This window comes from Liberibacter crescens BT-1, assembly GCF_000325745.1.
GTDB classification, from domain to species: Bacteria; Pseudomonadota; Alphaproteobacteria; order Rhizobiales; family Rhizobiaceae; genus Liberibacter; species Liberibacter crescens.
Window position 1 is genome coordinate 201,101 of the sequence record NC_019907.1, and the last position, 25,991, is coordinate 227,091.

The following is a 25,991-nucleotide window of genomic DNA, read 5'->3' on the forward strand; positions in this document are numbered from 1 at the left end:
TCTGGTTTTATTCATCAATCCGGCTTCTTCCTTAACGGTTGAAAATATGTAATTATTCATTATGTGTATTATGTTGTTATATCAGGTCTTACATTTAAGAGAAATCCAAAATTTCTATGGTAAGTTTATATTTTTATTTCTTCAATTCTGTTGTTTAAAAACCCTAAGGCCAAGTGGCCTGATATCATTTTTAATGCTTTCTCACCAAAGATTTCACGTCGCCAACCAGATAAAGCTATAACATTAGCTTTATCTCCTTCTGTAGCAATCTTTTCAAGATCATTCCCATTGGCAATTAATTTTGGTGCAACTTTGTTTTTTTCACAGGTAAGTTTTAAGAGTACTTTTAAAAGTTCAGTAGCTGCTGTTGATTCTTCAGAATAAGGTGTTTTATATGATGGTTGAGGCATTTCATTTATAGGAAGTGCAAGTGCAGTGTTGACTGCTTCTATAATTTTTTTGCTTTGATCAGAGTGTTTCCAACTACCATGAATAGATCGCAATTTTTCTATATCTTTAGACGTTCTTGGTTGTTGTTGTGCAATTTCAATAAGGGTTTCATCTTTGATAATTCTATTTCGAGGTACGTTTTGTGATCGTGCTTCATGTTCGCGCCAAGTTGTGATATATTTTAAAACAGCTAATTCTTGTGGTTTTTTTAGACGATTTTTAATGCGTTTCCATATTTCTTCAGGAGGGAGATTGTAAGTTTGAGGATTTTCTAAGATAGACATTTCTTCTTTTAACCATTCACTTCGTTTGGTTTGTTCTAATTCAGCTTTGAGGATGGTATAAATCTCACAGAGATAAGTTACATCTGCTAATGCATAATCGAGCTGTTTAGAAGATAATGGTCTTTGGTGCCAGTTAGTAAATCGGGATGATTTGTCAATCTGTTGGCCGAGAAGCTTTCTCACAAGAGTATCGTACGATATTGATTCTCTAAAGCCGCAAACCATAGCAGCAACTTGAGTATCAAAAATGGGTGTAGGAATCTGACGACTCATATGAAAGATAATTTCAATATCTTGTCGTGCAGCGTGGAAAACTTTTACGATGGAAGGGTTAAGCATCAAATTAAAAAAAGCGCTTAAATTGATTTCAGAATCTAGTGGGTCTATAATAATTCCCATCTTTGGCGTGGCTATTTGTATTAAGCACAACTGTGGCCAAAAAGTAACATCTCGTAAAAATTCTGTGTCTACCGTTACAAAATTCGATTTTGTGAGTTCAGCACAGGCTAATTCTAGCTCAAGAGTTGAGGTAATTATCATCATTAATAATTTTATATATTAAAATATTGTTTTGTTGTTAAGCTACGCGGATATAGCTACTCATTCCAGATTTCTGCTGTTCAATAATATCGCAATGAAATACCCAATCTCCTAACTTATCAGCTACAACTGCGAGACGAACCTTTTCATCCGGAAGTATTAGATATGTATCAGAAAAATATGGTTTTACTTGTTGAATAGAAGAATAGATTGGTTTGAGCAATAAACCATGTAAATGCAAAGGATGGGCTTGGGGTGTAGGGTTGTCAATATTCAGTACGTAGGTCTTTCCTATTTTCATTTCAGCAAGAGGACTTAAATCGTTCCCCCAAGGGTTCTCGTTTCTTCCCCAGAAAGAGTTCCTTGATGAATTACCTATGTTATTATTTTGTAGATTTTTTTCTTCTATAGAAGCAAGTGTAAAAGATATTTCTTTTAAAGAAGATAGATCAGGCTCAGGAAGTTGGTTAGGAGTTAGAGGGCCGAGGTCATTTAAGTGTCTTTTTAGAGATGAGCCTATAGCACGAAAGGACGAAATTTTTGAGGGTTTTTTCCCTCCTATATCCCATAGTTGAGCTATATCCCCTTCATTAGGTATAAGCATTGCGAGATCTATCCTTTGCCCAGGAGCAATCATTAGATGTTCGAGCACAAAATCCTCTTTTATAGGATAACCGTCTAATGCGATTACTTTTGCTTGAGCCCCTTTTAGCTTTAATCTTATTATACGTTTTGTATCAGTAGAAACAATTCTAACCCTTGTAAAGCCATTGGTTGGTATATCATATTGCGGTTCTTTTTTCCAATTTGTTAATTGTATGGCTTCTAAAGAGCTATATTCATTAGATTTGTTGGCATTAAATTCTATGAATTGCGCATTTTTATCAAGATGCCAGTCACGAATATTGAGGATGATTTCTTCATCAAATTTAGGATCTTTAGGATCTTCTACAACTACAACAGCTGTTAATCCCCGATCCATTTGTGTTAGTGCATTACCATGTGGATGGCACCAGAATGTTCCTCCATCAGGAGGGATAAAAGTGTAATCAAATACATCGTTAGGATACACATAAGACTGCGTTAAGAACGGTACACCATCCATGTTGTTAGGAATACGTAATCCATGCCAATGAATGGTTGTTGGTTCTCCAATACCATTATATAAACGTGCATGGAATTTTTTTCCGCGCTGCATTTTTATGACTGGTGGTATGTTATTATTACCATACACCATAATACCTTGAGTGTGATTTTTTTCTGTCAGTAAAGCGCTAATAATACGTGTTTCTAACTTTAGAGGCTCATAATCAAGAGGAGAGGATTGTACTTTTTTCTTTCCTAGGTATCCATATATTGCAGCGGCTGTGCTGCCTATTATAAATTTACGTCGATTTATATACATAAATTACCTTATTAATTGTATTCTTTAATAGAATTACTATAACCGATTATAATTGTCATCTATTTTTAAATATCTACTAAAATAGTTTTTAGTATAATTTGACTTAAGAATGTTTGTTAGGTATGCCTTCTTTTATGTAAGTTTTTATATTTTACGTTTTTATATTTAAGGATGTTATTTCAAGTGAAGTTTCTGGATTGATTGTTATGCATCGTTATCGTAGTCATACATGTGGTGCTCTTAGGAAATCTGATGTGGATTCGACTGTTCGAATTTCTGGTTGGGTTCATCGAGTTCGTGATCATGGTGGTGTGCTTTTTATTGATTTGCGAGATCATTATGGCATAACACAAATAGTAGTACAACCTGATTCGGTATGTTTTAAGATTTCTGAGACTGTGCGTAGTGAGTGGGTTATTCGCGTTGATGGTGTTGTTAAGGCGCGAGCTCATGAGGCAATTAATTTTAATATGGTTACTGGTGAAATTGAACTTTATGCTCAAGATATAGAGATTATTTCTGTAGCTATAGAATTACCATTACCAGTATTTGGTGAGCCAGATTACCCTGAAGATATACGGTTTAAATATCGCTTTCTTGATTTGCGGCGTGAAACGCTACATAGCAATATTGTTAAGCGTACACAAATTATCTCTGCAATGCGTACATGTATGGAAAAAGCAAATTTTCTTGAATATTCCACACCAATTCTAACGGCATCTTCTCCAGAAGGAGCGCGGGATTTTTTGGTTCCAAGCAGGATTCATCGTGGTTCTTTCTTCGCTCTTCCTCAAGCTCCTCAGCAATATAAGCAGTTGTTAATGGCTTCTGGATTCGACCGATATTTTCAAATTGCACCTTGTTTTAGAGATGAGGATCCTAGATCTGATAGGTTGCCTGGTGAGTTTTATCAACTTGATCTGGAAATGAGTTTTGTTGAGCAGGAAGATATATTAGTAACTATTGAGCCTGTAATACGTAGTATATTTGAACAATTCGCGGTAAACAGGAAAGTAAAGTCAAAATTTCCAAGAATTTCTTATGATGATGCAATTCGAAAATATGGATCAGATAAACCAGATTTACGTAATCCAATTATTTTAGAGAATGTTACAGAATATTTTAAAAATTCAGGCTTTAAAATATTTTCTAATATGATTTCATCTGATCCAAAAGTTGAGGTTTGGGCAATTCCTGTTAAAGCTAAGTGTAGTCGTGCTTTTTGTGATCGCATGAATTTATGGGCTCAAGAACAAGGATATCCTGGTCTTGGTTATATTTTTTGGCGCTATGAAAATGATCTTCTGGAAGGGGCAGGGCCTGTAGCCAAAAATCTGGGATCAAATTGTACAAATGCATTGCGTACTTATTTAAATTTAGATAATGGTGAGGCGTGTTTTTTTGTCGCAGGAAACCCTTCAAAATTTTATAAGTTTATTGGTGAAACCCGTAATTATATTGCTCAGGAATTAAACCTTATTAATAATGATTTCTTCGAATTTTGTTGGGTTTTAGATTTTCCATTTTATGAATGGAATGAGGAAGAAAAGAAGTTAGATTTCGCTCACAATCCTTTTTCTATGCCACAAGGAGGTATGAAAGCTTTAGAGCAGGGTGATCTCCTATCTATAAAGGCATTTCAGTATGATTTGGTCTGCAATGGATTTGAAATTGCTTCAGGCGGCTTACGCAATCATAAGCCTGATTTGATGATTAAAGCATTTAATAATGTTGGTTTAAGTCAAGAAGTTGTCGAGGAACGCTTTGGAGCATTATATCGTGCTTTTCAATATGGCATGCCGCCGCACGGTGGCATGGCAGCAGGTATTGACAGGATAGTGATGCTTTTAGTTGGTGCTAAAAATCTTCGAGAAATATCATTGTTCCCAATGAATCAAAATGGTCGTGATGTTCTTACAGGTGCGCCTACATCAGTTATGCCAAGCCAGCTTAAAGATTTAGGCTTGCGTATTATACAAGACTTTAAAACATAAAATTTAATCATTTTATGGAATTTTTATTCGTTTAGATTATTATGAGGGAAGCTTAAGTTAAAAAAGCATATATTCCTTGCTTTTGATATATTAATAAAATTTAAGAGCAGATAAAATTTACTAAAATACGTATAACTGCAATCATCAATTTTAATCATTTTGTATGATCATAAGCTCTTTTAATAAAGAAATGTTCTTATAAAGATTTATAATAATACTTTTTGTTTATTTTATACTCCCACAGTAGGCTCTTCTAACTCTTCTGAAGTTGGTGCTACAATTGTGGCTATAGTAAAATTATCCTGTGACACAGGAGAAACATCATTTGGTAACTCTATGTCTGAAATATGTATATTATCGCTAATTTTTAGAGAGCTGAGATCGACTGTAATGAAATTAGGGATATTATTGGTTGGACATCTTAACTCGATTTCATGGCAAACAATATTGAGAATGCCGCTTTGTTTGATTCCAGGGGATTTGTCTTCATTTATAAAGTGTATAGGAACTTGCACTGATACCTTTGAGTTTTCAGAAATGCGTAAAAAATCAACATGAATTATGGAGTCGGTTACAGGATTTAGCTGATAGCTCTTTGGAAGAACAAGAACCTTATTTCCTTCAATATTGACGGTTAAGATGGTGGTCATGAATCCGCCATTATTTAATCTCTTTACGATTTCTCGAGTAGACAATGATATAGATGTAGGGGGTTTCTTGTCTCCGTAAATTACAGCAGGAATAAGATTTTTTCTACGAAGTTCTCGGGAAGAGCCCTTACCAACTTTTCCTCGATGCTTTGCATCAAGCTCGTAATATTTTTTCTCCATCATATTATTTCCTTTCATTTGCTTTTAAATAGTCAACCTTACAAAATTAGGAATGGAGATTACAAAGAAAGATCCATCATGTTTAAACCTGTGTTATTTGAAGAAAAGATCTAAGTGTGTATAATATATATTTCTTAATATGATTAATACATCAATCTTTAAAATTGACAATACATAAAAAAATAAAATCCAGTATACGTTCAATAGTATAAAAGAATTTTTAAGATAACTATTTTATAATACGTGTTCACTAAACTTACTTAAACTTTACGTATGAAACGTCGAAAAAATCTTTAAAATTATTATTAAACTGTTTATTAACTTTTAAAACATTCGAAAATAATTACTTATAAAAATCCTAAATAAAAATAATTTTTTACTTATGCTGCAACTTCTTGGCTTCCGTCTACAGATTTCTTTTGATTAGATCCTTTGGACAGATTTATTTCAATTAAACGAACTGCTTCTGTTTCAGATATGTGGTTTACTGCGGCTATTTCTCTAACCATCCTGTCTAGGGCAGACTCATAGAGTTGACGTTCGGAATATGATTTTTCAGGTTGATTGCTTGTTCGATGCAGGTCACGTACAACTTCTGCAATAGCTATTAAGTCTCCAGAGTTTATCTTTGCATCATATTCTTGAGCCCGACGAGACCACATTGTCCTCTTTACACGTGCTTTTCCTTGCACTAATCTTAAAGCTCGCTCTATAAATTGAGTTTCTGAGAGCTTTCGCATTCCAATATTTATTGCTTTACTCACCGGGACCTTAAGGCACATTTTGTCTTTATCAAATGCAATGACAAAATACTCTAGTCTCATTCCTGCAATTTCTTGTTCTTCTATCGCTGTAATAGTTCCAACACCATGAGCTGGGTAAACAATGGACTCTCCAGTTTTGAATCCTTGGCTGACTGCAGCCTTCTTTTGTTTATAAATCATTCCAAACACCCTCCTTACGCACTAAACATCATTTTTGATATCAGAATTAACACCCATGACAAAAGAAAATGCTAGCTAATTACATGAAACATTCAGAGAATCATTCTAATCACCTAAAAAGCCGCATAAAAAGCTTTATAAATAAAATAATAACACTCTGTTTTATAACGAAACAGCCTATACCACAGAGGTAACGTATATCAGAAAAAAATGTAAATCAATAGTTAACTTTTAAGCCCATTAAATTAATCAAGTAATGGTTAATTACTATTGGTCATTTGCTCCCGGGTTGGGAGAAAAATAATTTTCGTATTTGTTCTCAACCCCATCCATTTTTTTTGCATCGGGTAATGGTTCATGTTTAGTTGTTATGTTTGGCCATTTATTAGAAAATTCTGCATTTATTTTTAGCCACATATCAAGTCCAGGTTCGGTATCAGGCTTAATTGCGTTTATAGGGCATTCAGGTTCACATACGCCGCAATCTATACATTCATCAGGATTTATAACGAGGAAATTTTCGCCTTCATAAAAACAATCCACAGGACATACTTCTACACAGTCTGTATACTTGCAGCAGATGCAATTTTCAGTGACTACATATGTCATTGGCAGCTCCGTTTTTCGTGGTATAAATATGATTATGCTATCTATTATAGATTATGTTCTTTTTCGTTGTATTTATATAAAAACTGTCTTTATGCTTGCTATATTTTTTTAAACCTTATCATTAATTTTTAATGCTTAAAAAATATTTTGTCATGTGAATTAATGTAAAGATAACCGAAAAAAACCATTTTTTATTTTTGTAAGTTAAAAAACTGATTTTCAGTAATGTTTATACTATGTATAGTATGTTTTTATAATTTTTAAATGAAGAGATTATCAAAAGATAACAGTTTTCATTTATGAATGTAAGTTGATAAAGCTTGCATTTTTTTAATTTTTATTTAAAATTTCATCCCTAAGTATAAAGTTCTTTTTTAAAGATTTAGTGTTGATTATGAGCTTATTATCTTTAATAATTAGAAGTATTTTTATACAACTACTCTCTTTTGGAGTTTGTTGGAGTGGCAGGTGCTATTTTATTTTCAGAAGTGAAATTTTAGTTGCATTTTTAAAGGTTTCTAATCAATAAAGAGTATTTTTTGACAAGCTTTCTTTTTTTAATCAATCGATAGGAATTTAAGATTTAAAGTGTAGTTTTTAACAGTAGATGGCTCGTATTAATGAGCTTTAGGGTTTTTGGGTTTATGATGTTTTAAAGTTCTTGCGCTGTAATTTAAATATGTAGCCAATCATGTTGGTCTACAGTATTTGAAAAATATTGTAAATTCTGCAAAATTTTTTATAACACAAGGAGTATCTTGCTTGGTTAAGGCACTGAAGCTAATATAATTAGATGTTGTTTAACTGGATATATGATTTTTCTTCATGGGTTGGTCTTGCTACCTTAATTATTCTTGAGATTGTCCTCGGTATAGATAATCTGATTTTTATTACAATTCTTGCTGATAAGTTACCTCAATTTCAAAGATACAAGGCATTGATTTTTGGACTCTTGTCTGCAATGCTTATGCGTATTGCTTCGTTGGTATTTATATCTTGGGTTGTTACTTTAAAACAACCAATTTTCTTTGTTTATAATTTTAACTTTTCTGGGCGTGATATTATTTTAGTAATTGGTGGTTTATTTCTCCTTTTTAAGGGGACTATGGAATTACATGTGCGCTTAGAAGGTCCAGATGATTTTGATGAAAAAAGAAAATTTATCCATCCTGTTTTTTGGCAAGTAATTGTGCAAATAGTTGTTCTGGATGCAATCTTTTCTCTTGATAGTGTTATTACTGCAGTTGGAATGGTGCAGAATTTAGAAGTGATGGTTATCGCTATTGTTGTATCCGTTCTCATGATGATGGCGGTTTCAAAACCAATAATAGGTTTTGTCTCTCGTCACCCAACTGTGGTCATTCTTTGTCTTGGATTCCTTATGATGATAGGTTTTTCTCTTATTGTTGAAGGATTCGGATTTCATATTCCTAAGGGATATTTATACGTTGGTATTGGTTTTTCAATTATCATTGAGGGTTTTAACCAGATAGCCAGGCGTAATCGTGAGCGGATTATTATTACTTCAAATTTGCGTGCCAAAACGGCTGATACAGTACTTCGTTTGTTAGGTGGTAAGCGAGTACAGCAATCAAGTCTTAATATTAAGGCTGAAACTCTTGAAGAGCAGGAAAATAATATGCAAGTTTTTTCTGAAGAAGAAAAAGATATGATTCAAGGAGTTTTGACTCTTGCTGATCGTCCTGCAAAGTCAATCATGACTCCTCGGACAGATATCGTATGGCTTGATATAGATCATTCTTCTAAAGATTTACAACGACAAATTCTTGAGTTAGGTCATTCTCGTTTTCCTGTTGCTAGAGGCAGTCTTGATACTTTTATTGGCGTAGTCTCAGCACGGGATTTACTTCGGGATCTTCTTGAACATGGAAAAATCAACCCAGAGCAATCCATCAGGCAGCCTTTAATGGTTCATGAGAGTACTAGTGCTTTAAAGTTGATGGAGCAGCTTCGTAAATCATCTCAAACAGTAGCCATGGTGTTAGATGAATATGGAGCTTTAGAAGGAATGGTTACGCCTGCTAATATTCTAGAAGCTATTGCTGGTGAATTTCCTGGAGAAGACGATGAAAAACTTGATATTGCAGCAGCAGAGGATGGTTCATTAACAGTTGATGGTTGGATTGATGTGCGTCATGCTTCAAAACTTTTTGGTATTAATCTTGTAGACGAAGATGATCGCTACTCTACTTTAGCTGGGTTTATTCTCTGGAAACTTGGACATTTGCCTCAAGAAGGAGAGTTTTTTACAGAAAAATATCTTAAATTTGAGATTGTAAAACTTAATGGACGTAATATTGATCGTGTAAAAGTTAGTAGGTTGTGATGTCATTATGTATATAAAGTTAATGTTGGTATAATTGAAGTGTTATATTCTTATGATAAAATTACTTAAAGCTAGTTTTTATGCTAATGTTTTCAGAATTGATTGTGTTCAATTAAAGTTTTAGAAGAGTTTTTTAAAGATTAAATTATGATTAAGATAGATCATCCAGATACAGTTATCATTATTGATTTTGGGAGTCAGGTAACTCAACTTATTGCTCGTCGTGTCCGTGAAGCGAAGGTTTATTGTGAAATTGTTCCATTCCAGAATGCGTCTGTTTCGTTTAAAAGTTTGAAGCCAAAAGCAGTTATTCTTTCAGGGAGTCCTGCTTCCGTATACAATCAAGGAAGTCCACATATTCCACAAGAAATATTTGATTCAAAAATTCCTCTTTTAGGAATTTGTTATGGACAACAAGTGATGTGTATGCAATTAGGAGGAAAAATAGAAAGTTCTTCTAAACGCGAATTCGGTCGTGTATTCATTAAAATGAAAAAAGAGTGTTCTTTAACTAAAGATCTTTGGAATAAAGATGAGCATTATCAAGTTTGGATGAGCCATGGAGATCGAATTACAGCTATTCCTAAAGGATTTGAGGTAATTGCAACTTCAGATACTGCTCCTTTTGCTTTCATTGCTGATGAGAATAGAAAATATTATGCTGTTCAGTTTCATCCTGAAGTAGTTCATACACCCGATGGTGCAAAATTGATATCAAACTTTTTACACAATGTGGTTGGTATTCAAAATTATTGGACCATGTCAGACTATCGTAGTAAAATTGTTAATGCAATTAAAGAAAAAGTAGGAAACAATAAAGTAATTTGTGCATTGTCAGGAGGAGTTGATTCTTCAGTGGCTGCATTACTTATACATGAGGCAATAGGTAAAAATCTTACATGTATTTTTGTGGATCATGGATTTATGCGTGAAAGCGAAGCCGCTGATGTTGTTTCTATGTTTGAAAAATATTATGGCTTTCCATTAATTTCTGTGGATGCTTCCCAGCGTTTTATTCATAAATTAGCAGGCATTAGAGATCCTGAGCTTAAGAGAAAAATAATAGGGGGTTTATTTATTGAAGTTTTTGAAGAAGAGGCAAAAAAGCTTGATGATGTAAAATTCCTTGGACAAGGTACAATATATCCAGATGTTATTGAGAGTGTTTCTTTTAATGGGAGTGTTTCGTCTGTTATAAAATCACATCATAATGTTGGAGGTCTTCCTGAACATATGAATTTACAATTGGTAGAACCAATTCGTGAACTTTTTAAAGATGAAGTACGTTTACTTGGAAAAGAAATGGGGTTGCCCAAGGATTTTGTGAGACGACATCCATTTCCAGGGCCAGGTCTTGCTATTCGTTGTGTTGGCATGGTTACACAGCATAAAATTGAAATTTTACGTAAAGCGGATGCAATTTATCTTAATGAAATTGTTAAAGCTGGTCTTTATGATAAAATATGGCAGGCATTTGTTGTATTGCTTCCAGTGAAAACTGTTGGAGTTATGGGTGATGAACGAACGTATGAATATGTTTGTGCACTTCGTGCTGTAACATCCATAGATGGTATGACTTCTGATTTTTATCATCATGATATGAGCTTTTTAAGCCATGTTTCTAATCGTATTGTTAATGAGGTAAAAGGTGTTAACAGAGTAGTGTACGATATAAGTTCAAAGCCACCTGCAACAATTGAGTGGGAGTAAATTTTGATACTACAAAATAATGTGCGTATTCAATATAGCGAGAATGTCTAATAAACCCAAAGCATTGATTAATCAGTATTTCAGAGAAGCCTATTATAGTATTAAGAGGGAGACGAATCTCATTACTAACGTAAGCTAATAAAGATCTTTTTTGATCAATAGATTCTTCTTCTACCTGTTGAGTTTTATACAGCTTCTTCATTGTGTTTTAATTGAACGACATCTTGTAATGTAGCATAGTAACCAGAAGAAGATAAAAGTTTTTTTATAGTTAAAAAAATTGGAATTGAATCGCCATTTGCTTTACGCCCAAAGACTTCTTTCCACTGATTTAAAAGGTGAAAGGCATTATCGGTAGAAATATCATCAAGATAATCAGTTATAATTTTTTGACTCTCAGAAGAAAAGAGTATTGTAAAAGATTTTCCATTTATTTCTTCTGATGTATAGTTAAAAAGCAAGGTGGCAGGGTGATTTATGGACTGGATTTTTCTGTCAGGGCTTATAATAACTATACCATTTGATGCAGTTTCCAAGATGGAGTTCAGCTGAGTTATTTCAGTTTCGAGCGCATGTATATAAGCTTTTATTCTTTTTTCGTATTTTGGAGCGATATTATTAGGTTCATGATATTCATATTCTTCAATGAGAGGAACAACTGTTAGGCTCAATAACTTTTGTCCTTCCCACAATATTGAATGTAAACGAACTGATACGGGAATAAATGTACCATCAGAACATAGAATTGAGATTGTACTAGAGTGTTCGCTATTTTTTTGTGAATGTTGAGGTTCTAATAATTTCGATAATCCTCCTGCAGTTTCAATCTCTTCATGCGATTTATAGCCAGTAAGTATAAGGAAAGCTAAATTTGTGTAGTATATACGGTGACCGGAATATATAAGTAAAGGTATGGAAATACTGTCAATATTATCTACAGAGAGACCGTAACCTTCGTGGACCCATTTTGGTAATTTGACACTGCAATTTGATTTATATTTAAAGGTCTCTTTTTGAGAGGATTGATTTTTTTCTATAGGTTGATGAAGGGCTGTGGTTTCTTGTGTGTTGATTTGTTTGTTATGCGTATTTGTATTCGGTGTTGAATTGAGTACATCAGAGTTATCATTTTTTCGTAGATGGTTGCTACTATCTTCAAGAGCATCTTTTCCAGAATGACTTAATGTATCAAAGTTCAGCATCTGATATTTAGAAAACAAAATTATTTTTTCTGATATATCATCAGAATTTGAAAGGAAAGGATTTTGTTGTTCTAGTAATGAGAGTTCTTTTTTATCTTTTATCTCTTTAGGTATCAGAGAAAAGCTCGTATCTTGAGGAAGATTTGCGTTTGTTTCGTAAGAATATTTTACTTTTATTTTCTCTGCAAGAGAATTAAAAATATTGTTTATCATAAGACCAGTTTTGAGTGAATCAGTGATGGCTTCAGAAATTCGGATAATGCCAAAGCCTCTAAAGCCATCAAATTTACGGTCGCGCGTGTATGTTGGAAGAGCAGCAAAATCTATCGGAACTTTTAGGTCAGTATTTTCTATAGGCCAATATGTGTTTTCTATTGACCATGTATTTTGCTGTTTTAATAATTCAGGAATGTGTCCTTCAGGATCTAAATTTAGAATAACATTTAAGTCATTGAAATTAATGCCAATAATACTTGCGGCATATGGGCCAATTGTTTCAGGGAGTTCTTTTGAAATTTCACAGAAGCATGTTTGTGCATTAACTTTCCATACGAATCTAACTACTCTTGGTTGTGCATTGAAGGTAAAAGGCGTTTTATTATCTATTTCTTGGTTTAGGTGATCAATTGTATTTATTTTCATTGATTCAAATTCAGTAGATTGTTGTGATTGCATTTTTATCTCTTCTGAGAGAGTCTCTGGGGTTTGTTCTTGGTCATTCATTCCTGTTATTTGTGTTTGTAAATTATCTTTATTTCCAGTATCGAAGTTTTCGAGACTAGATATAGAAATTTCTTTTGTGAGTTCTTTTAAAGAATGAAGAGGATTAGTTTCAGTTTCAGAAGAAAGTGGTAATTCCATTATGTTATTTTGTATGAGAATTGGTTGTTTTATTAATCGTCTGGAACGTTTTTCTGAGCACATAGCCATTAACTGTGTTGCTTCTGAATTCACTTTGAGTTTTATGAAATGAGGAGATGCAGCTATAATCTGACCTTCATTTCCAAGAGCAATAACATTGATATTGGAATTATCAAGACCTAAAATCATATGTTGTTCTTGTGTAATTTTAGGAAAAATTGAATTTTCTAGAGATGCTACTAAGAGAATGACCACTTCATGTTCTTTTAGAGATATCATTTCAACAGTAACTTGTATAAGAAAGTTTTGAAAGTTAAAAGCAATTAACATTATAAAATTGCGTAAATCTCCTGGTTTTTTAAGTTGATTAACGGCTGTTTGTAGTTGTCTGAAATAAACACTGGTATGATTTAGGCCTTTATTTAAAAAATTATAAATTGACGAATACCCAAATAAATTAGCAGCTATTCCATTTGTCCAAAGAAGATTTCTCATGTCTTTAGACAATAAAGCAACGGCTTTCCCTTCTACAAAAGACTTGCGTATCAATGGATGTACAGTGATATCTATGAAAGGGTGTTTCATCATAGGAATTTTTGTACTCTTTTGGTTAAAGTGAAACGAAAAGTAAGATTAATTTAACTGTTCTTTAAATATATTAAATAGATAATAGTTATATTGTTTTGAATCCAGCATTGTTATTGCTAAGGTTTATTTAATTAAGCAATAAGGTTAACGTCATTTTCTTCAGGAAGAAATAAAGGGTTTTTATATTTTGTAAACTGAATTAGCTTGCAGAATTAATTTAACTGTCTTAATCTAAAAGATCTATGTTGTATCATGCGGTTGTAGCTCAGTTGGTTAGAGCGCAGGTTTGTGGCACCTGAGGTCAGTGGTTCAATTCCACTCAACCGTACCATTAATTGATGTTGCATAAAAAATAAATATACAATTTATTTTTCAGTAATTTAATGACAGCTTCTTAATGATCTCAATGAGCAACCCAAATTTAACCCTAAATATTTTACCTTTGGGTCTTTCAATAAATTTTTATCTTTGTAGCCTACATTGGGTTTTCAATAAGCTATTGATTAAATCAAATACATATTTGAAATAGAGTAAGTATTAATATTGAGTTAATGCTAATAACAACTTTATACTATAAGTATATTTTATTGTAATAATCTCTTTTTACAGAAACAGAAATAGATTCCATAGTTTTTATTTTTAAAAATGGTTTATGCTGGAATGATTAATTATCTTCTATCTCAGCCAATAGTACTAGACAACGAAAGGAAGTGATGTATTTTTTAAGTAATAAAATATGATATTGATTGATATATAAATATTTATAGCTAAATTATTTTTTCAATGGTATGTGATTGTTTTAATTAATAAATTAACGTATATCAACTGAAATTAGTTATTAAGAAATGCCTTTAAATATATAATATAAAATTACTTAAGCACTATAAATAGATTTTATTAAAAAAGGAACATAAGCTGATTCGTCATATTGTTTTTTTTACTGCGCCAATTGAACATCATCAATCTGTACTTTCTGGACTGTCAATCCTTACTACTATTCCACACGCACATCTTTTAGAGATAGGGATTAATCTTCGAGTTGATCAATGGAGTAAAGAAATAGACTTTATAGTTTATGGAGAATTTTATGATCAACAAGCTTTAAAAGAATTTAAAGCACATCCTGTATATCAGGAGTCTATTGCTAGAGTTAAATCATTGCGGGACCTTCGCTTATCGGTTGATTATGATACTGAATCTGCAGTAAAGTCTGTCATTTAAAATTATATTTCACTTGGCGTGATACTTAATGAAAATATTGTGTTTTTATATCTTAAGCTGTATTGATAAGGGATAGAGTTAACAGTAAATTTATATTCCCATTTTTAAAGATGTCGTAATTATCTAGAATAAGAGAATTTTTTAAGTAATAAAGACCTGTGATAATATATTTTAATATTTTTATTTTGGGCTTATATATTTTATAGTTTATTTTCAACAGAGTTCCAGAATAAAGAAGCAATATCGTTCCCTCCGAATTTTTGAACCTCACGAATACAAGTTGGTGAAGTAACATTGATTTCAGTGAGATATCCACCTATTACATCGATACCTGTAAAAAATAAGCCACGTTCACGTAAACTTGCACCAATACGTCGGCATATTTCTTGTTCTTGAGAGGTTATTTCTTTTGGTTCTGCCCGTCCCCCAGCATGAATATTAGAGCGATTATCGTGTTCAGCATGTACTCGATTAATAGCACCGACAGGTTCCCCGTCTAAAAGTAGAATACGCGTGTCTCCTTCATGTATTTGAGGCAGGTATGCTTGTACAATAAAAGGTTCTTGGGATATTGTTAGCATAAGTTCTGTCAAAGAGGCAAAGTTGCGATCTTCCTTGGAGAGGTATAATACACCATGCCCACCATTGCCATATAGGGGCTTTAGAATAATATCACCTATTTCTACGCGAAACTTCATAATCTCATCGATATTACGTGAGATCAATGTTGGAGGCATTAAGTCAGAAAATTCAAAAACAAAAAGTTTTTCAGGAGAATTACGTATCCAGAAAGGATTATTAAGGACAAGAGTCTGAGGATGAAGTCGTTCCAATAAATAGGTGCAGGTAATATATGCCATGTTAAAAGGAGGATCTTGACGTATTAGAACGACATCTATTTTTGATAAATCAATGATTTCCGCTTCACCCAGTTCATAATGATTATCTTTGATATCTCGTAGGATCATTGGTTCAGCGTGAGCATAAATCTTGTTATTGCGCATAAAAAGTTGATCAGGTGTATAGTGAAACAATTGATAACCGCGCGTTTGCGCTTCTAATCCTATAGCAAATGTTGCATCAGTATCTATATTAATAGATGAAACATGATTCATCTGAATTGCTATAGTTTTAATCTTTCGCATATCAGTTCCTTAAAACTTTTTTGCCTAAAAATATGATAATAGACTTAAATAATCTAGTAGATAAATCTGATTAATAATATAATTATGTCGGATGCGATACAGTAATAAATATTGCACATCTGTAAGATTACTAAATGCTATTAGCACTTTTTTTCATATATCCGTTAATACAGCTTTAACTCTAAAAAGTTTTTTCCTGACGTCTTGGACTCTCCTAAAAGAAGTTTGATAAAAGATATTCGCAGGAGATTTACGTGTCATGGTTAGAAAAAATTGCCCTGTGGATATGAGCTTCTACTTATGTTGCTTCTTGGTATTGATCTGAGAGGTGTTTATTTTTTCAATATCTCGTAGATTGAAGGGACTGATTGTCTAAGTCCTTTTAAGCAAATTGATTATAGTGTTATATTCTGAAACAGTTATATCTTTTTTGTTATGATATCTCTATTCGTTTTTTTGACGAGTTCTGCAGTGATAGATGAGTTTGGTAACGAGAGATGCAGGATAGAGACAAAAAAGAATGGCATTCTTTTTGAATAATTGATCATGTTTTTTGAACCATAATCAATATGACGTACCTGTAGAATGCTGAAAAGTATAGAGTTTTAAATGGTAAATGATTGATTTATAATCAAAATCATATGATTAAATTTAGTTATATGATAATTTTTATATATCTTTTACATTGAATACTGCTCATTTTTAGTATTGAGATCAATATACAATTGACTTGATTTTTTGATAAACCATTAGGGTATTTTGTTAATAAATAAAAATATTCATACAATATTCGCACAAGCTTAAGCTAATACTTTGAAAAAAGTATTATATTTTATTTTTTGGCTGCAAAAAAAAGTGGACATTTTAAGTCAAATAAAAGTTTTAAGAAACTTCATATCGTTAAGTTGGATTCGTATAGCAATATTAGCTGGGCTCATTGTAGCCTCTGCAAGTTTTCTCTTGCTTGGTAAGGTATTTTTTAACGAGCCGCTATATGAAAGTCTTTATATTAAGCTTGAGAGTTCTGATTTTAATCAAATATCTAGAGCTCTATCTGAGGCTAATATAGGTTTTCGTCCTGGTAATGATGGGTCAAGTATTATGGTGCCGTCGGATATGATTAATAAAGCGCGTCTTCTTTTAGCTTCTCATGGATTGCCAAGTAATTCTAGTTCTGGTTATGAGCTTTTTGATAAGGTAAATTCTTTCGGACTTACTTCTTTTATGCAAGAGATAACACGAGTACGTGCTCTAGAGGGGGAAATTGCCCGTACAATTCAGTCTATTTCTGGAATTACAGCGGCTCGTGTACACATTGTTATGTCTAATACAGGAAATTTCCGATATACACATGCAAAGCCAACAGCTTCCGTAATGATTAGAGCTTCCAGTTCTGTTATCCATAAATCAGCTTCAGCAATTCGGTATCTTGTTGCTTCTGCTGTTCCTGGTCTTGATGTTAGTGGGGTTACTGTTCTCGATTCTACAGGACAGCTTTTATTATCTGGTGATGATACAGATAAAAATAAATTTACGCATTCATTCAATATTATTCAATCTGTTCAACATGAAATTGGTATTAATATTGATAAAGCTTTGGCTCCTTTCCTTGGGATTGGTAATTTCCGTTCTACAGTAATAGCTGAATTAAATACAGATACTCAGAAAATTCAAGAAACAATATATGATCCTGATTCTCGTGTAGAGCGTTCTGTGCATGTTTCTAAAAACATTCAGAAAGTGGAAACGCATCCACAAGATAGTGCAGTTACTGTTGAGCAAAATATACCTCATACATCTGAAGATCATGCAGCGGGTACTCATTCTACAGAGCATTCTGACAAAAAAGAAGAGCAAAGTAATTATGAAATTAATACAAAGAATATTTCTACAGTACATAGCGGTTATAAATTAGAGAGATTATCTATTGCCGTTGTAATCAATAATAAGAGACTTATAGAAATCTTGGGGAAAGAAATAGATCGTACTCAGATTGATTCTTATATTGATAATATTCGCCAAGTTGTTTCTTCTGCTTCTGGTCTTAATGTTAATCGAGGTGATGTTGTAACAATAACACCAATGGATTTTATAGAAGATCAGCTGTTAAACGAAACGTCCACAGAAATAAAAATTATAGATATTTTGTCTCAGCATTTCACAACTATTATTCACTATACAGTTTTTTTGATCATTGTTTTTTTAATTATTTGGTTTGCTATACGTCCGTTGGTGCAAGCTCTTAATAAAAATAATCACCCAGGGTTTTCAAGTGATACTATTCTTAGTGTACCAACAAAGGTTTCTTCAGATATTTTAGAAGGTGCTGATGCTATAGAGAAAGTTCGTTCTTCAAGGGATGATTTTTCTGTCAAAGGCAACAATAATCCTAATGATGATATAAAGGGTAATATTAAAGAAGGTCCTGGGTATCGTCTTTCATATATGGTTGATCTTAATGAAGAACGTTTTGCAAAAATTTTGCGTAAATGGGTTCGATCTGAAACAGATAGTTTGAAATATGATTCCTTGAATCAATCGTAAGTATGAAGTGTATAGAATGAATTTTAAAAAGTTCTGTTTTTTTTAGAGCATATTATTTTTTATTATGGTCTTTATTTAGTATTTAAATAAATTTGTTGTTAAATTATAAGATAGATGGTATACTATAGGTTTTTAAAATAGAAATTAGTGTATTTTTTAATAACATATATAAAAATTTAGTAGTTTATACATATATGCATTGTTCCAAAATTTGTACTAAATATTTTTTATACCGTCGAGGATGACTTCTAATGGGTTTCGCAGGGCGGCACGTAAATATTGATTTGAATATAAATGCAGTTCATCAGTCAACTGTACCAGCAACTCTTCCAACACGTAGAGATTTAGTTGCTCGGATGATTTCTCTTGATCACACAGATTGTTGGCAAACATGGATGTATGCTCTTACTGAGTACGTTGGGGCAAGTTATTTTTTATTAGTTAAATGGCAGCCATTTCAAGAGCAGAAACTTGATTCTGTTGTTAGTTCTGATTGTCCATTTGATTTGGTAAAGTGTATGGCGTTTGGCGGAATGGGTCAAGGAGATATTGGTTCTTTACAGAGATCAGGTGCATTATTCCGTCCATTTTTTTATACTCTTCCAGAGAATGCAAATCCACCTTCATGTATAGATAGACGTTATTGTGCTCTGACATTTGATGTAGAGCGGGTACGTATTGGCCTTATATTATTATTTCCTAAAGGACATATTATTTTACAAGAACGATTGTGGGAAGTAGGTTTATTGGCAGCGTATCAAGCTAATATATTCAAGAATTGTGATATACGTTTGGATAAAGATTTTGAACTCACTGGACGTGAGATAGATTGTTTGATTTGGATTGCTGAGGGTAAAACTAGTGAAGAGATAGCACTAATACTTGGGATTTCTCGTAATACTGTTAACAATTACATTGCAAGCGTTATGAGAAAAACAGCTACAAAGACTCGATCTAATGCTATAGCCTATGCGGTTCGTAATAATATTGTTTGAAGAGGAGTATATGACACAACAACAATCTACTGAATCAAAAGTACCTACTAGTGACACAAGTACAGGAAAAAGATTATCAAGTCAACTAGATGTTTTTTCAAGGTTAACTCTTTTACAAAAGAAGATACGTGCATCTAACTTTATTCTTTATACGATTCAATATGTTCATAATGTCCCAAGGCGTCAACGTCTTATTCGTGAGCTTGGAAATTATGATTCATCAAAAGAGAACATTCCAGATATTTTAGTTGAAGCTTATGGAGATCAACTTCTTCTTCATTTTGACCGTGAGCTTTTGCCTATAACTTGGAGTAAGATAAAGGAAACAAAATTTTCTAAATTACCTGAGCATTTTTCTATGAACTTAGAGGGGGGAATTCTGCCTGTTTCTGGCATTGCTTTTCCTGTGCGTTTAGGTTTTTTGTCTGGAAATGGATATATTGTATTCACTGCAGATCACATTAAACTGAGTAACGAAGTCATTATTGAGGCACATGGAGAATGTTTCCAGATGATGATAGATTTTCTGGAATTTTCTAAACGACGTACTATGTCAAATAGAAATTTAACAGATCGTGAGATTGCTTGCTTACAGTTAGCAGGTGATGGATATATAAGTGAAGAAATTGCCGATAAATTAGATTTATCTATACATACCGTTAATGTGTATCTTGGTTCAGCGACAGTTAAACTTGATGCTGTTAATCGTGTGCAAGCAATTGCTAAAGCTATGAAGCTTGGTTATATATACTAGGAGGTGTACAGGTTTTATCAAGTAAAGATGCCGTGTATTCATCTGATAATAATTTTTATTATCAGATAGTTTAATTTAATTTTTTAGAGTAAATCTTATGAATCAATTGTGCGACAGCCTTATAAAAGACTGGTGGAATTGCTTTGTTAATGGGCACTTGTTTAAATAAAGATCGTGCTAAAATAGGGTCTTCAAATATAGGTATGTTATTTTGTTCGGCAACTTCTCTAATTTTCAGAGCTATTAGATTTTTACCTTTAGCAAGCATCACGGGTGCATCGTTTTCTTCGCGTTTATAACGCAGTGCTAAAGAGTAGTGAGTTGGGTTAGTAATAACAAGTGTTGCGCTTGATACCGCTTTTATCATTCTGTTTTTTGCTCTATTAAACGCAATAGATCGTTGGCGACTTTTAACTAAAGGGTTCCCTTGATGTAGTTTTGTTTCTTCTTTGATTTCTTCTTTACTCATTTTTAATTGAGAATACCAATTATAGTATGTCCAATATAAATCAAGAGCAGTTAGACAAGCCATAAATAGTAATATTACAATTAAAATCTCTTGTATTATTATATACACTTCTTTCAAAATCCAAAAAGGATCCGAGGACATAAAACCCGGTATCTGAGAAAAGTTGTCTTTTAATGATAGTGTAATAAAGATACTAATAACAATTATTTTTAAGAATATTTTTGTAAAATCAATGAGATTATTAATACTGTAGATCCGTTTCCAACCTTTATAGATTGATAGTTTATTAAGACTAGGTTTTAACTTGTCAAAATTTACAGAAGGACACTTTTGAATTAAGTAAGCACTAATATTGAATATCATTAGTAACAGAAAACAAGGAATAACTAGTTTTGAAGAATTCAGAGTAAGTTTCATGAGAATAGCTAATACATCTGCGTTATTGTTTAATTCCCATTGCTCTGATTTTTCAAAAAAACTACGTAAATCTACTGCAAGATTAATGATGCTTGAAGGAATAAAAAATGATAAATATATCAGGAAACCTAATACTGAAGTAAAGAGTGCTAACTCACGTGAGATAGGCACATTTCCTTTATCAATAGCATCCTGAACTTTTGTTGTAGAAGGAGCTTCTGTTTTATTATCTTTATTATTGTCCTCAGACACTAGGATTTCCTTTTAAAAATCTGTAAAGATAATTTTCTAGAATTAAGTTTTTATTTTATTGTTTTTTCATTTCAAATTTTCCTTCTTTTTCAAGGCGTATTGCTTCCTGTAAAATGATACGTTGTGCAATAGATATTGCTTGTGGATTAACATATTGCGTATTGATGGAGATCTCAGATTCAATAATACGGCGTTGACGTATACTTGTAGAGTTAAGTATATATTCTCGGAGCTCCGTTGAAGTGCTGTAAAGAGCTGTTATTAGAGTTTCAATTGGAATGTTATTGAGTAAAGTTGATAAACTAGGTGAAGGTATCGTAATGAGATCTTCAAAAAGAAAAACTTTAGGGCGAACTTTATCAAATGCTTCTTTACTAAGAGTTTCTAATGATTTCAGTAAAGTGTCAACCTGTGATTTTTCAAGTTCATTAATAATATTAGCAATTTTTTCAGATCCACTAGTGCCAGAATTAGCCTCAACTTCTAAAAGTATTTTTGAAATACGATTTTCAATAATTTTTACTGCATAAGGACTGACTTCTCTAAGATTAACAGTACGTTTCATGATATCAGCATGTTTTGTATCTGGAAATTGTAGGAAAACCTTAGCTCCGAGATCACTCGGAAGCATAGAAAGTATATAGGCAGCAGTTTGAGGATGCTCATTAAGTAGGAATTTTCCTATTAAAACAGGATTAACTGTTTTAAGACGATACCATACTGAGACTTCAGAAGTTTCAACAGATTCTTGTTGTCTCAGTAGATTATCTACCTCATTTTTGCTTAAACCCTCTTTTAGTATACTTTCTATAGTTTTAGCATTTTCTGTCAGACCAATTCCTTCTATAAACAGGTTTTCAAATTCATTCACAATGTGCATGAGTTCGTCGGGTGGAATTTCAGGCAGAGATTGAGCTGAATTAATGATTGCCTGTAATTCATCCTTGCTAAAATGTTTTAATAGCTGCACAGACGTTTCCTTGGACATTGTTAAAAGAATGGCTGTTGCTTTATCTATTTGATTTAAAGGTCTTTGTGAGTTTTCTTTGTAGAAATCACTAAAGGCCATCGTGGCTTCCTTTTCTTGATTATAGCGCTATAAAAGAAAAAATTCTTATAAAGCGCTCTACCTATAAATATTAAATGTCTTAGTAAAGAGAGGTATAGGTTTTTTTAATTACTGTTTAAAATTTCTATTAATTTTATTCCAAAATGTGCGTCATTATTTTCTAAAATTGTAATTTCTCCTTTTGCAATTTTTCGATCATTGACAGCAATATCAACTGGTTCATCAATACGTTTATCAAGAGTTATAATAGCTCCTTCAGACAAATTCATGAGGCTAGAAATTTGCATGCGACATGAACCAAGTATAATTTGCATGTTTATAGGAATATCCATTATCATTTCAAGATTGGAGTTAGATAAGCTATTGAGAGGTAGAGGTGTTTCTGGCACAGGAGAGCTATCTTTATTAAAATCTTTGTTGTTTTGAGCATTAAATTCTTTAAGTTTATGTTCTGCGCTTAATTCAAGAGAAGGCATATTTGTATCTATTTTTTCTTGTTGTTCTAAAGGAGTACGCATATCATTCAAATCTTTTTCGGAATTTGTTGGATTTTCATCTAAAGAATTATGGGGAGTTTTGTTAATAACCATAAGTTTAACTTTCTATTTAAAACTTTTCAGAGAACTATTAGAGAGATTTTATAGCAAAAGCTGTCTTTATGTTTTTTCATCAAGGCTAATTTTATTTTTTATGCGAACTGTATAATTGTCTCCTGTGCGTCCAAGTTCACAACTGTATATTTCTTTTCCATTTGCATTTATAATTACACTGACATCATCTTTATCCATAAAAGGAATGACGTCACCTACGGATAAGTGTAAAATATTTCTAGGTGTAATTGTCTGTAGTTCTATTCGTGCTTCTATATACACATCAAGTTGATTGACTTGTTTTATAAATTGATTGCTCAATTTTGTTTTATGATTTATTTTTTGTTGATTTGAATTAAATGATGTTAAGGAAATTTTTAGCAATTTTTCTTGTGGAATAATTAATATGAAGGGTGTCCGTATTCCATCTAATATTATCTCCATATTAATTGCTGCTGAAAATTCGTTATGTTCCTGATTTTCTTTCTGGATAAGATCCTTAAAAGTAGCAGAGCCTTCGAAGTGATACTTGAGATCTGTTAATTGACTGGTGCATAAACTTAGAACACTAGACATTTTATTTAATATTAGTTTTGCTAAATCTGTTTCAATAATTGAAAGAGGGCGATTTGGTAGAGTTTCAATAGTGCTTTGTTCTGCACTTAAGAGCTTTTCGAGTAACGCTATGATGAAATGATTACCACAGGCAATCATTAAATAAGAAAAGCAATTAGGTTGGGATACAGTGCATAGAGAAAAATTTCCTTCGAGAAAAGAAATAAGTTCGTGAAACTTTCCAGACTTATAGCCAATGTAGGCTAATTCGATATGTATATCGGTTTCTTTTTTTAAAACTTTAGGTAAATAATGCTTATACAGTTGTCCAAATTCTAAAGATTTTTTTTCAATAATTTTCTTGTCCCCAATCTTTCCAGTAAGACGAGCCAACAAGATCGGAGAAACAGATATAACATCATTGCAAGAATTTTTTCTATGCATGGCTGCTACGATACTTTCTTGTTTTCATTAAAATTCAGCATTTCCATTTCAACGGCATCAATAGAAGGACGTTCATCTAATGCAATTGTCTTGCGCCCATATTCAATTGCTAGCTGTGGCATTGAACCATTCATATAAGCAATTAATGTCTGTTTAATAATGAAATAAAGTCGATACTGTTTAGAGCGTACAATTTTTATTTGGGATACGAGAGGGTTACATATCGAATAAGATAGAACAATACCAAGCATTGTTCCCGTTAAAGATGCTCCAATTAATCCTCCTAAAATTTGTGGGGATTGGTTGATGTTTGCCATAGCTTTCACAATTCCAAGAACGGCACCAACGATACCTATAGCGGGAAATGATTCTCCCATGGCCAAGATAGCATAGTATGGCTTCAACTTTTCATGGATGATAGTATTGATTTCTTCGTCCATTAAGGCCTCAATTTCATAACTACGGGCATTCCCGATCATGATTATCCGTACATAATCACATATGAAAGTCATCAATTCTTTGTTATTAATTACTGTAGGTGTGGATTTAAAAACAGGCGATTCATTTGGATGATCTATATTAAATTCAACTTCATGGAGAGGCTTTGATCGCAAATCATTCATTAAAGAGTAAAGGACTCTTAACAGATCAAGATAGTGTCTTTCTTTAGGAACACTATGCGTAAAAATTTCTAGTAAGGCTTTTCCGGAATCTTTTATAACTTTCATTGGATTTGCCATGATGAAACCACCAATTCCTGCGCCTCCAATAATCAAAAATTCAAATGGTTGTATGAGTACGGCTATATTCCCCCCCATCGCCATAAATCCACCAAGGATACACCCAATCGTTACAAATAATCCTATGATGATATTCATTTACAATCCATAAAACTCGAAACATTTCTTCGACATTGAAAAGCTTACAATTTAAGGCTTGTGTGAACCTATCAAAAAAAATCTTGAATTTTAGGGATTAAAAGTTTTGCGCAAGTTTTAATATATTACATTATAATTTTTATATAGCGTTGGGAGAAAATAATGCAAGCAGCTCTTAATGTTTCGCTTTCTGCGCAGATAGCGTTAGAGCGTCGATTGACTACAATTGCAGATAACGTAGCGAATATGAGTACAGCAGGCTTTCATACTACTCAGGTAAAATTCATGGAAGTTCTTCAAGACATGAAAAATAATGTGGGCACCAAGATTTCTTTTGTGTCTCAAGGGAGTGAGTATCTTTCTACCCATACAGGGGATATTATAAAAACTGGGAATCCATTAGATTTTGCCTTGAAAGGTAATGTCTGGTTTGCGCTCCAAAGTCCACAGGGTATGATTTTAACGCGTGACGGGCGTTTCAAGATTGAAAAAAATGGAGAGCTCGTTTCATTGGCAGGGTATCCAGTTCTTGATATCACGAATATGCCTATTCATCTTCATCAAAAAGATAAAAACTTTGAAGTTTATTCTGATGGAACACTTTATCAAAGTGGAAAAAACGTTGGAGTACTTGGATTTTATTCTGCTGATTTATCAGGAGGGTTTATCCGTCATAACAACAGTGGTTTTGTTCCTAAAGAAGAACCATTGCAGGTTTTAGAACGCTCATATATTTCAGTGAAGCAAGGATACATAGAACAGTCAAACACTAATTCTATTCATGAGATAAGTAAACTTATTCGCATACAAAATGAATTTGAAAACATAAGTTCAGTAATTAACAATAGTGAAAGCTCATTATTAGAAGCCATCAAGATTTTTTCCAGCTGATAG

General features: G+C 32.8%; 20 protein-coding genes and 1 tRNA gene. 9 read left to right on the forward strand and 12 right to left on the reverse strand.

Annotated elements, in window-relative coordinates:
- Positions 1–125: 125 nt before the first annotated feature.
- Both rnd and B488_RS00840 read right to left on the reverse strand, forming a co-directional pair.
- Entirely contained in the window at positions 126–1,271 is a 1,146-nt protein-coding gene (rnd, locus tag B488_RS00835) for a ribonuclease D (RefSeq protein WP_041770904.1), read from the reverse strand.
- Between the two features lie 40 nt (positions 1,272–1,311).
- Positions 1,312–2,679, reverse strand: coding sequence for a multicopper oxidase family protein (locus tag B488_RS00840; RefSeq protein WP_015272589.1), 1,368 nt, complete (start codon positions 2,677–2,679; stop codon positions 1,312–1,314).
- Between the two features lie 206 nt (positions 2,680–2,885).
- On the opposite strand from B488_RS00840, the gene aspS reads away from it, so the two are divergent.
- Positions 2,886–4,673 carry an aspartate--tRNA ligase gene (gene aspS / locus B488_RS00845; protein WP_015272590.1) on the forward strand — a complete coding sequence of 596 codons (1,788 nt, stop codon included), beginning with the start codon at positions 2,886–2,888 and terminating at the stop codon, positions 4,671–4,673.
- A gap of 230 nt (positions 4,674–4,903) precedes the next feature.
- On the opposite strand, the gene B488_RS00850 is transcribed toward aspS, so the two are convergent.
- From B488_RS00850 to fdxA, 3 genes are all read right to left on the reverse strand, one after another.
- Complete coding sequence (locus B488_RS00850; protein WP_041770521.1) at positions 4,904–5,503, reverse strand: 50S ribosomal protein L25/general stress protein Ctc; 600 nt, start codon at positions 5,501–5,503, stop codon at positions 4,904–4,906.
- A gap of 380 nt (positions 5,504–5,883) precedes the next feature.
- Positions 5,884–6,447, reverse strand: a complete 564-nt coding sequence (locus B488_RS00855; RefSeq protein ID WP_015272592.1) for a CarD family transcriptional regulator — start codon at positions 6,445–6,447, stop codon at positions 5,884–5,886.
- A gap of 267 nt (positions 6,448–6,714) precedes the next feature.
- The gene (gene fdxA, locus B488_RS00860) at positions 6,715–7,056 is read right to left on the reverse strand and encodes a ferredoxin FdxA (protein WP_041770524.1); all 342 of its coding nucleotides are present in this window, start codon (positions 7,054–7,056) and stop codon (positions 6,715–6,717) included.
- Positions 7,057–7,849: 793 nt separating this feature from the next.
- On the opposite strand from fdxA, the gene B488_RS00865 reads away from it, so the two are divergent.
- Positions 7,850–9,403 carry a TerC family protein gene (locus B488_RS00865; protein WP_015272594.1) on the forward strand — a complete coding sequence of 518 codons (1,554 nt, stop codon included), beginning with the start codon at positions 7,850–7,852 and terminating at the stop codon, positions 9,401–9,403.
- Positions 9,404–9,550: 147 nt separating this feature from the next.
- Positions 9,551–11,113: a glutamine-hydrolyzing GMP synthase gene (gene guaA, locus B488_RS00870; protein WP_015272595.1), complete on the forward strand. Its 1,563-nt coding sequence runs from the start codon at positions 9,551–9,553 to the stop codon at positions 11,111–11,113.
- A gap of 185 nt (positions 11,114–11,298) precedes the next feature.
- Here guaA and B488_RS00875 read toward each other — a convergent pair whose 3' ends face one another.
- Positions 11,299–13,764 carry a PAS domain-containing protein gene (locus B488_RS00875; protein ID WP_015272596.1) on the reverse strand — a complete coding sequence of 822 codons (2,466 nt, stop codon included), beginning with the start codon at positions 13,762–13,764 and terminating at the stop codon, positions 11,299–11,301.
- A gap of 254 nt (positions 13,765–14,018) precedes the next feature.
- Here B488_RS00875 and B488_RS00880 point away from each other — a divergent pair.
- Positions 14,019–14,095, forward strand: a tRNA-His gene (locus B488_RS00880).
- Positions 14,096–14,679: 584 nt separating this feature from the next.
- Positions 14,680–14,985: a Dabb family protein gene (locus B488_RS06970; protein WP_081583184.1), complete on the forward strand. Its 306-nt coding sequence runs from the start codon at positions 14,680–14,682 to the stop codon at positions 14,983–14,985.
- Between the two features lie 200 nt (positions 14,986–15,185).
- Here B488_RS06970 and gshB read toward each other — a convergent pair whose 3' ends face one another.
- On the reverse strand, positions 15,186–16,130 hold the full coding sequence (gene gshB, locus B488_RS00885; protein WP_015272597.1) for a glutathione synthase: 945 nt from the start codon (positions 16,128–16,130) through the stop codon (positions 15,186–15,188).
- An 855-nt stretch (positions 16,131–16,985) separates the two neighbouring features.
- Between gshB and fliF the strand changes: the two genes are divergently transcribed.
- The 3 genes from fliF (at position 16,986) to B488_RS00900 (ending at position 20,423) form a co-directional block, all read left to right on the forward strand.
- Complete coding sequence (gene fliF, locus B488_RS00890) at positions 16,986–18,674, forward strand: flagellar basal-body MS-ring/collar protein FliF (protein WP_041770908.1); 1,689 nt, start codon at positions 16,986–16,988, stop codon at positions 18,672–18,674.
- A 251-nt stretch (positions 18,675–18,925) separates the two neighbouring features.
- Positions 18,926–19,669 (forward strand): transcriptional regulator VisN, encoded by a 744-nt coding sequence (visN, locus tag B488_RS00895; protein WP_015272599.1) that lies wholly within the window; start codon positions 18,926–18,928, stop codon positions 19,667–19,669.
- 10 nt (positions 19,670–19,679) lie between these two features.
- A complete protein-coding gene (locus B488_RS00900; RefSeq protein ID WP_015272600.1) occupies positions 19,680–20,423 on the forward strand; it encodes a helix-turn-helix transcriptional regulator in 744 nt (247 codons plus the stop codon).
- Between the two features lie 70 nt (positions 20,424–20,493).
- On the opposite strand, the gene B488_RS00905 is transcribed toward B488_RS00900, so the two are convergent.
- The 5 genes from B488_RS00905 to motA form a co-directional block, all read right to left on the reverse strand.
- On the reverse strand, positions 20,494–21,561 hold the full coding sequence (locus tag B488_RS00905) for an EscU/YscU/HrcU family type III secretion system export apparatus switch protein (RefSeq protein WP_015272601.1): 1,068 nt from the start codon (positions 21,559–21,561) through the stop codon (positions 20,494–20,496).
- A gap of 55 nt (positions 21,562–21,616) precedes the next feature.
- Complete coding sequence (locus B488_RS00910; protein WP_015272602.1) at positions 21,617–22,630, reverse strand: flagellar motor switch protein FliG; 1,014 nt, start codon at positions 22,628–22,630, stop codon at positions 21,617–21,619.
- A 104-nt stretch (positions 22,631–22,734) separates the two neighbouring features.
- Positions 22,735–23,220 carry a flagellar motor switch protein FliN gene (gene fliN / locus B488_RS06775; protein ID WP_015272603.1) on the reverse strand — a complete coding sequence of 162 codons (486 nt, stop codon included), beginning with the start codon at positions 23,218–23,220 and terminating at the stop codon, positions 22,735–22,737.
- A 66-nt stretch (positions 23,221–23,286) separates the two neighbouring features.
- Positions 23,287–24,219 carry a FliM/FliN family flagellar motor switch protein gene (locus B488_RS00920; protein WP_041770527.1) on the reverse strand — a complete coding sequence of 311 codons (933 nt, stop codon included), beginning with the start codon at positions 24,217–24,219 and terminating at the stop codon, positions 23,287–23,289.
- A 5-nt stretch (positions 24,220–24,224) separates the two neighbouring features.
- Complete coding sequence (motA, locus tag B488_RS00925; protein WP_015272605.1) at positions 24,225–25,097, reverse strand: flagellar motor stator protein MotA; 873 nt, start codon at positions 25,095–25,097, stop codon at positions 24,225–24,227.
- A gap of 162 nt (positions 25,098–25,259) precedes the next feature.
- Between motA and flgF the strand changes: the two genes are divergently transcribed.
- Complete coding sequence (gene flgF, locus B488_RS00930; protein WP_015272606.1) at positions 25,260–25,988, forward strand: flagellar basal-body rod protein FlgF; 729 nt, start codon at positions 25,260–25,262, stop codon at positions 25,986–25,988.
- Positions 25,989–25,991 lie beyond the last annotated feature (3 nt).

Coding starts and splice junctions, on each gene's coding strand:
- B488_RS00840 (WP_015272589.1), bottom strand. CDS start 2,679: ATGTATATAAATCGACGTAAATTTATAATAGGCAGCACAGCCGCTGCA.
- aspS (WP_015272590.1), top strand. CDS start 2,886: ATGCATCGTTATCGTAGTCATACATGTGGTGCTCTTAGGAAATCTGAT.
- B488_RS00850 (WP_041770521.1), bottom strand. CDS start 5,503: ATGGAGAAAAAATATTACGAGCTTGATGCAAAGCATCGAGGAAAAGTT.
- B488_RS00855 (WP_015272592.1), bottom strand. CDS start 6,447: ATGATTTATAAACAAAAGAAGGCTGCAGTCAGCCAAGGATTCAAAACT.
- fdxA (WP_041770524.1), bottom strand. CDS start 7,056: ATGACATATGTAGTCACTGAAAATTGCATCTGCTGCAAGTATACAGAC.
- B488_RS00865 (WP_015272594.1), top strand. CDS start 7,850: ATGTTGTTTAACTGGATATATGATTTTTCTTCATGGGTTGGTCTTGCT.
- guaA (WP_015272595.1), top strand. CDS start 9,551: ATGATTAAGATAGATCATCCAGATACAGTTATCATTATTGATTTTGGG.
- B488_RS00875 (WP_015272596.1), bottom strand. CDS start 13,764: ATGATGAAACACCCTTTCATAGATATCACTGTACATCCATTGATACGC.
- gshB (WP_015272597.1), bottom strand. CDS start 16,130: ATGCGAAAGATTAAAACTATAGCAATTCAGATGAATCATGTTTCATCT.
- visN (WP_015272599.1), top strand. CDS start 18,926: ATGGGTTTCGCAGGGCGGCACGTAAATATTGATTTGAATATAAATGCA.
- B488_RS00900 (WP_015272600.1), top strand. CDS start 19,680: ATGACACAACAACAATCTACTGAATCAAAAGTACCTACTAGTGACACA.
- B488_RS00910 (WP_015272602.1), bottom strand. CDS start 22,630: ATGGCCTTTAGTGATTTCTACAAAGAAAACTCACAAAGACCTTTAAAT.
- fliN (WP_015272603.1), bottom strand. CDS start 23,220: ATGGTTATTAACAAAACTCCCCATAATTCTTTAGATGAAAATCCAACA.
- B488_RS00920 (WP_041770527.1), bottom strand. CDS start 24,219: ATGCATAGAAAAAATTCTTGCAATGATGTTATATCTGTTTCTCCGATC.
- motA (WP_015272605.1), bottom strand. CDS start 25,097: ATGAATATCATCATAGGATTATTTGTAACGATTGGGTGTATCCTTGGT.
- flgF (WP_015272606.1), top strand. CDS start 25,260: ATGCAAGCAGCTCTTAATGTTTCGCTTTCTGCGCAGATAGCGTTAGAG.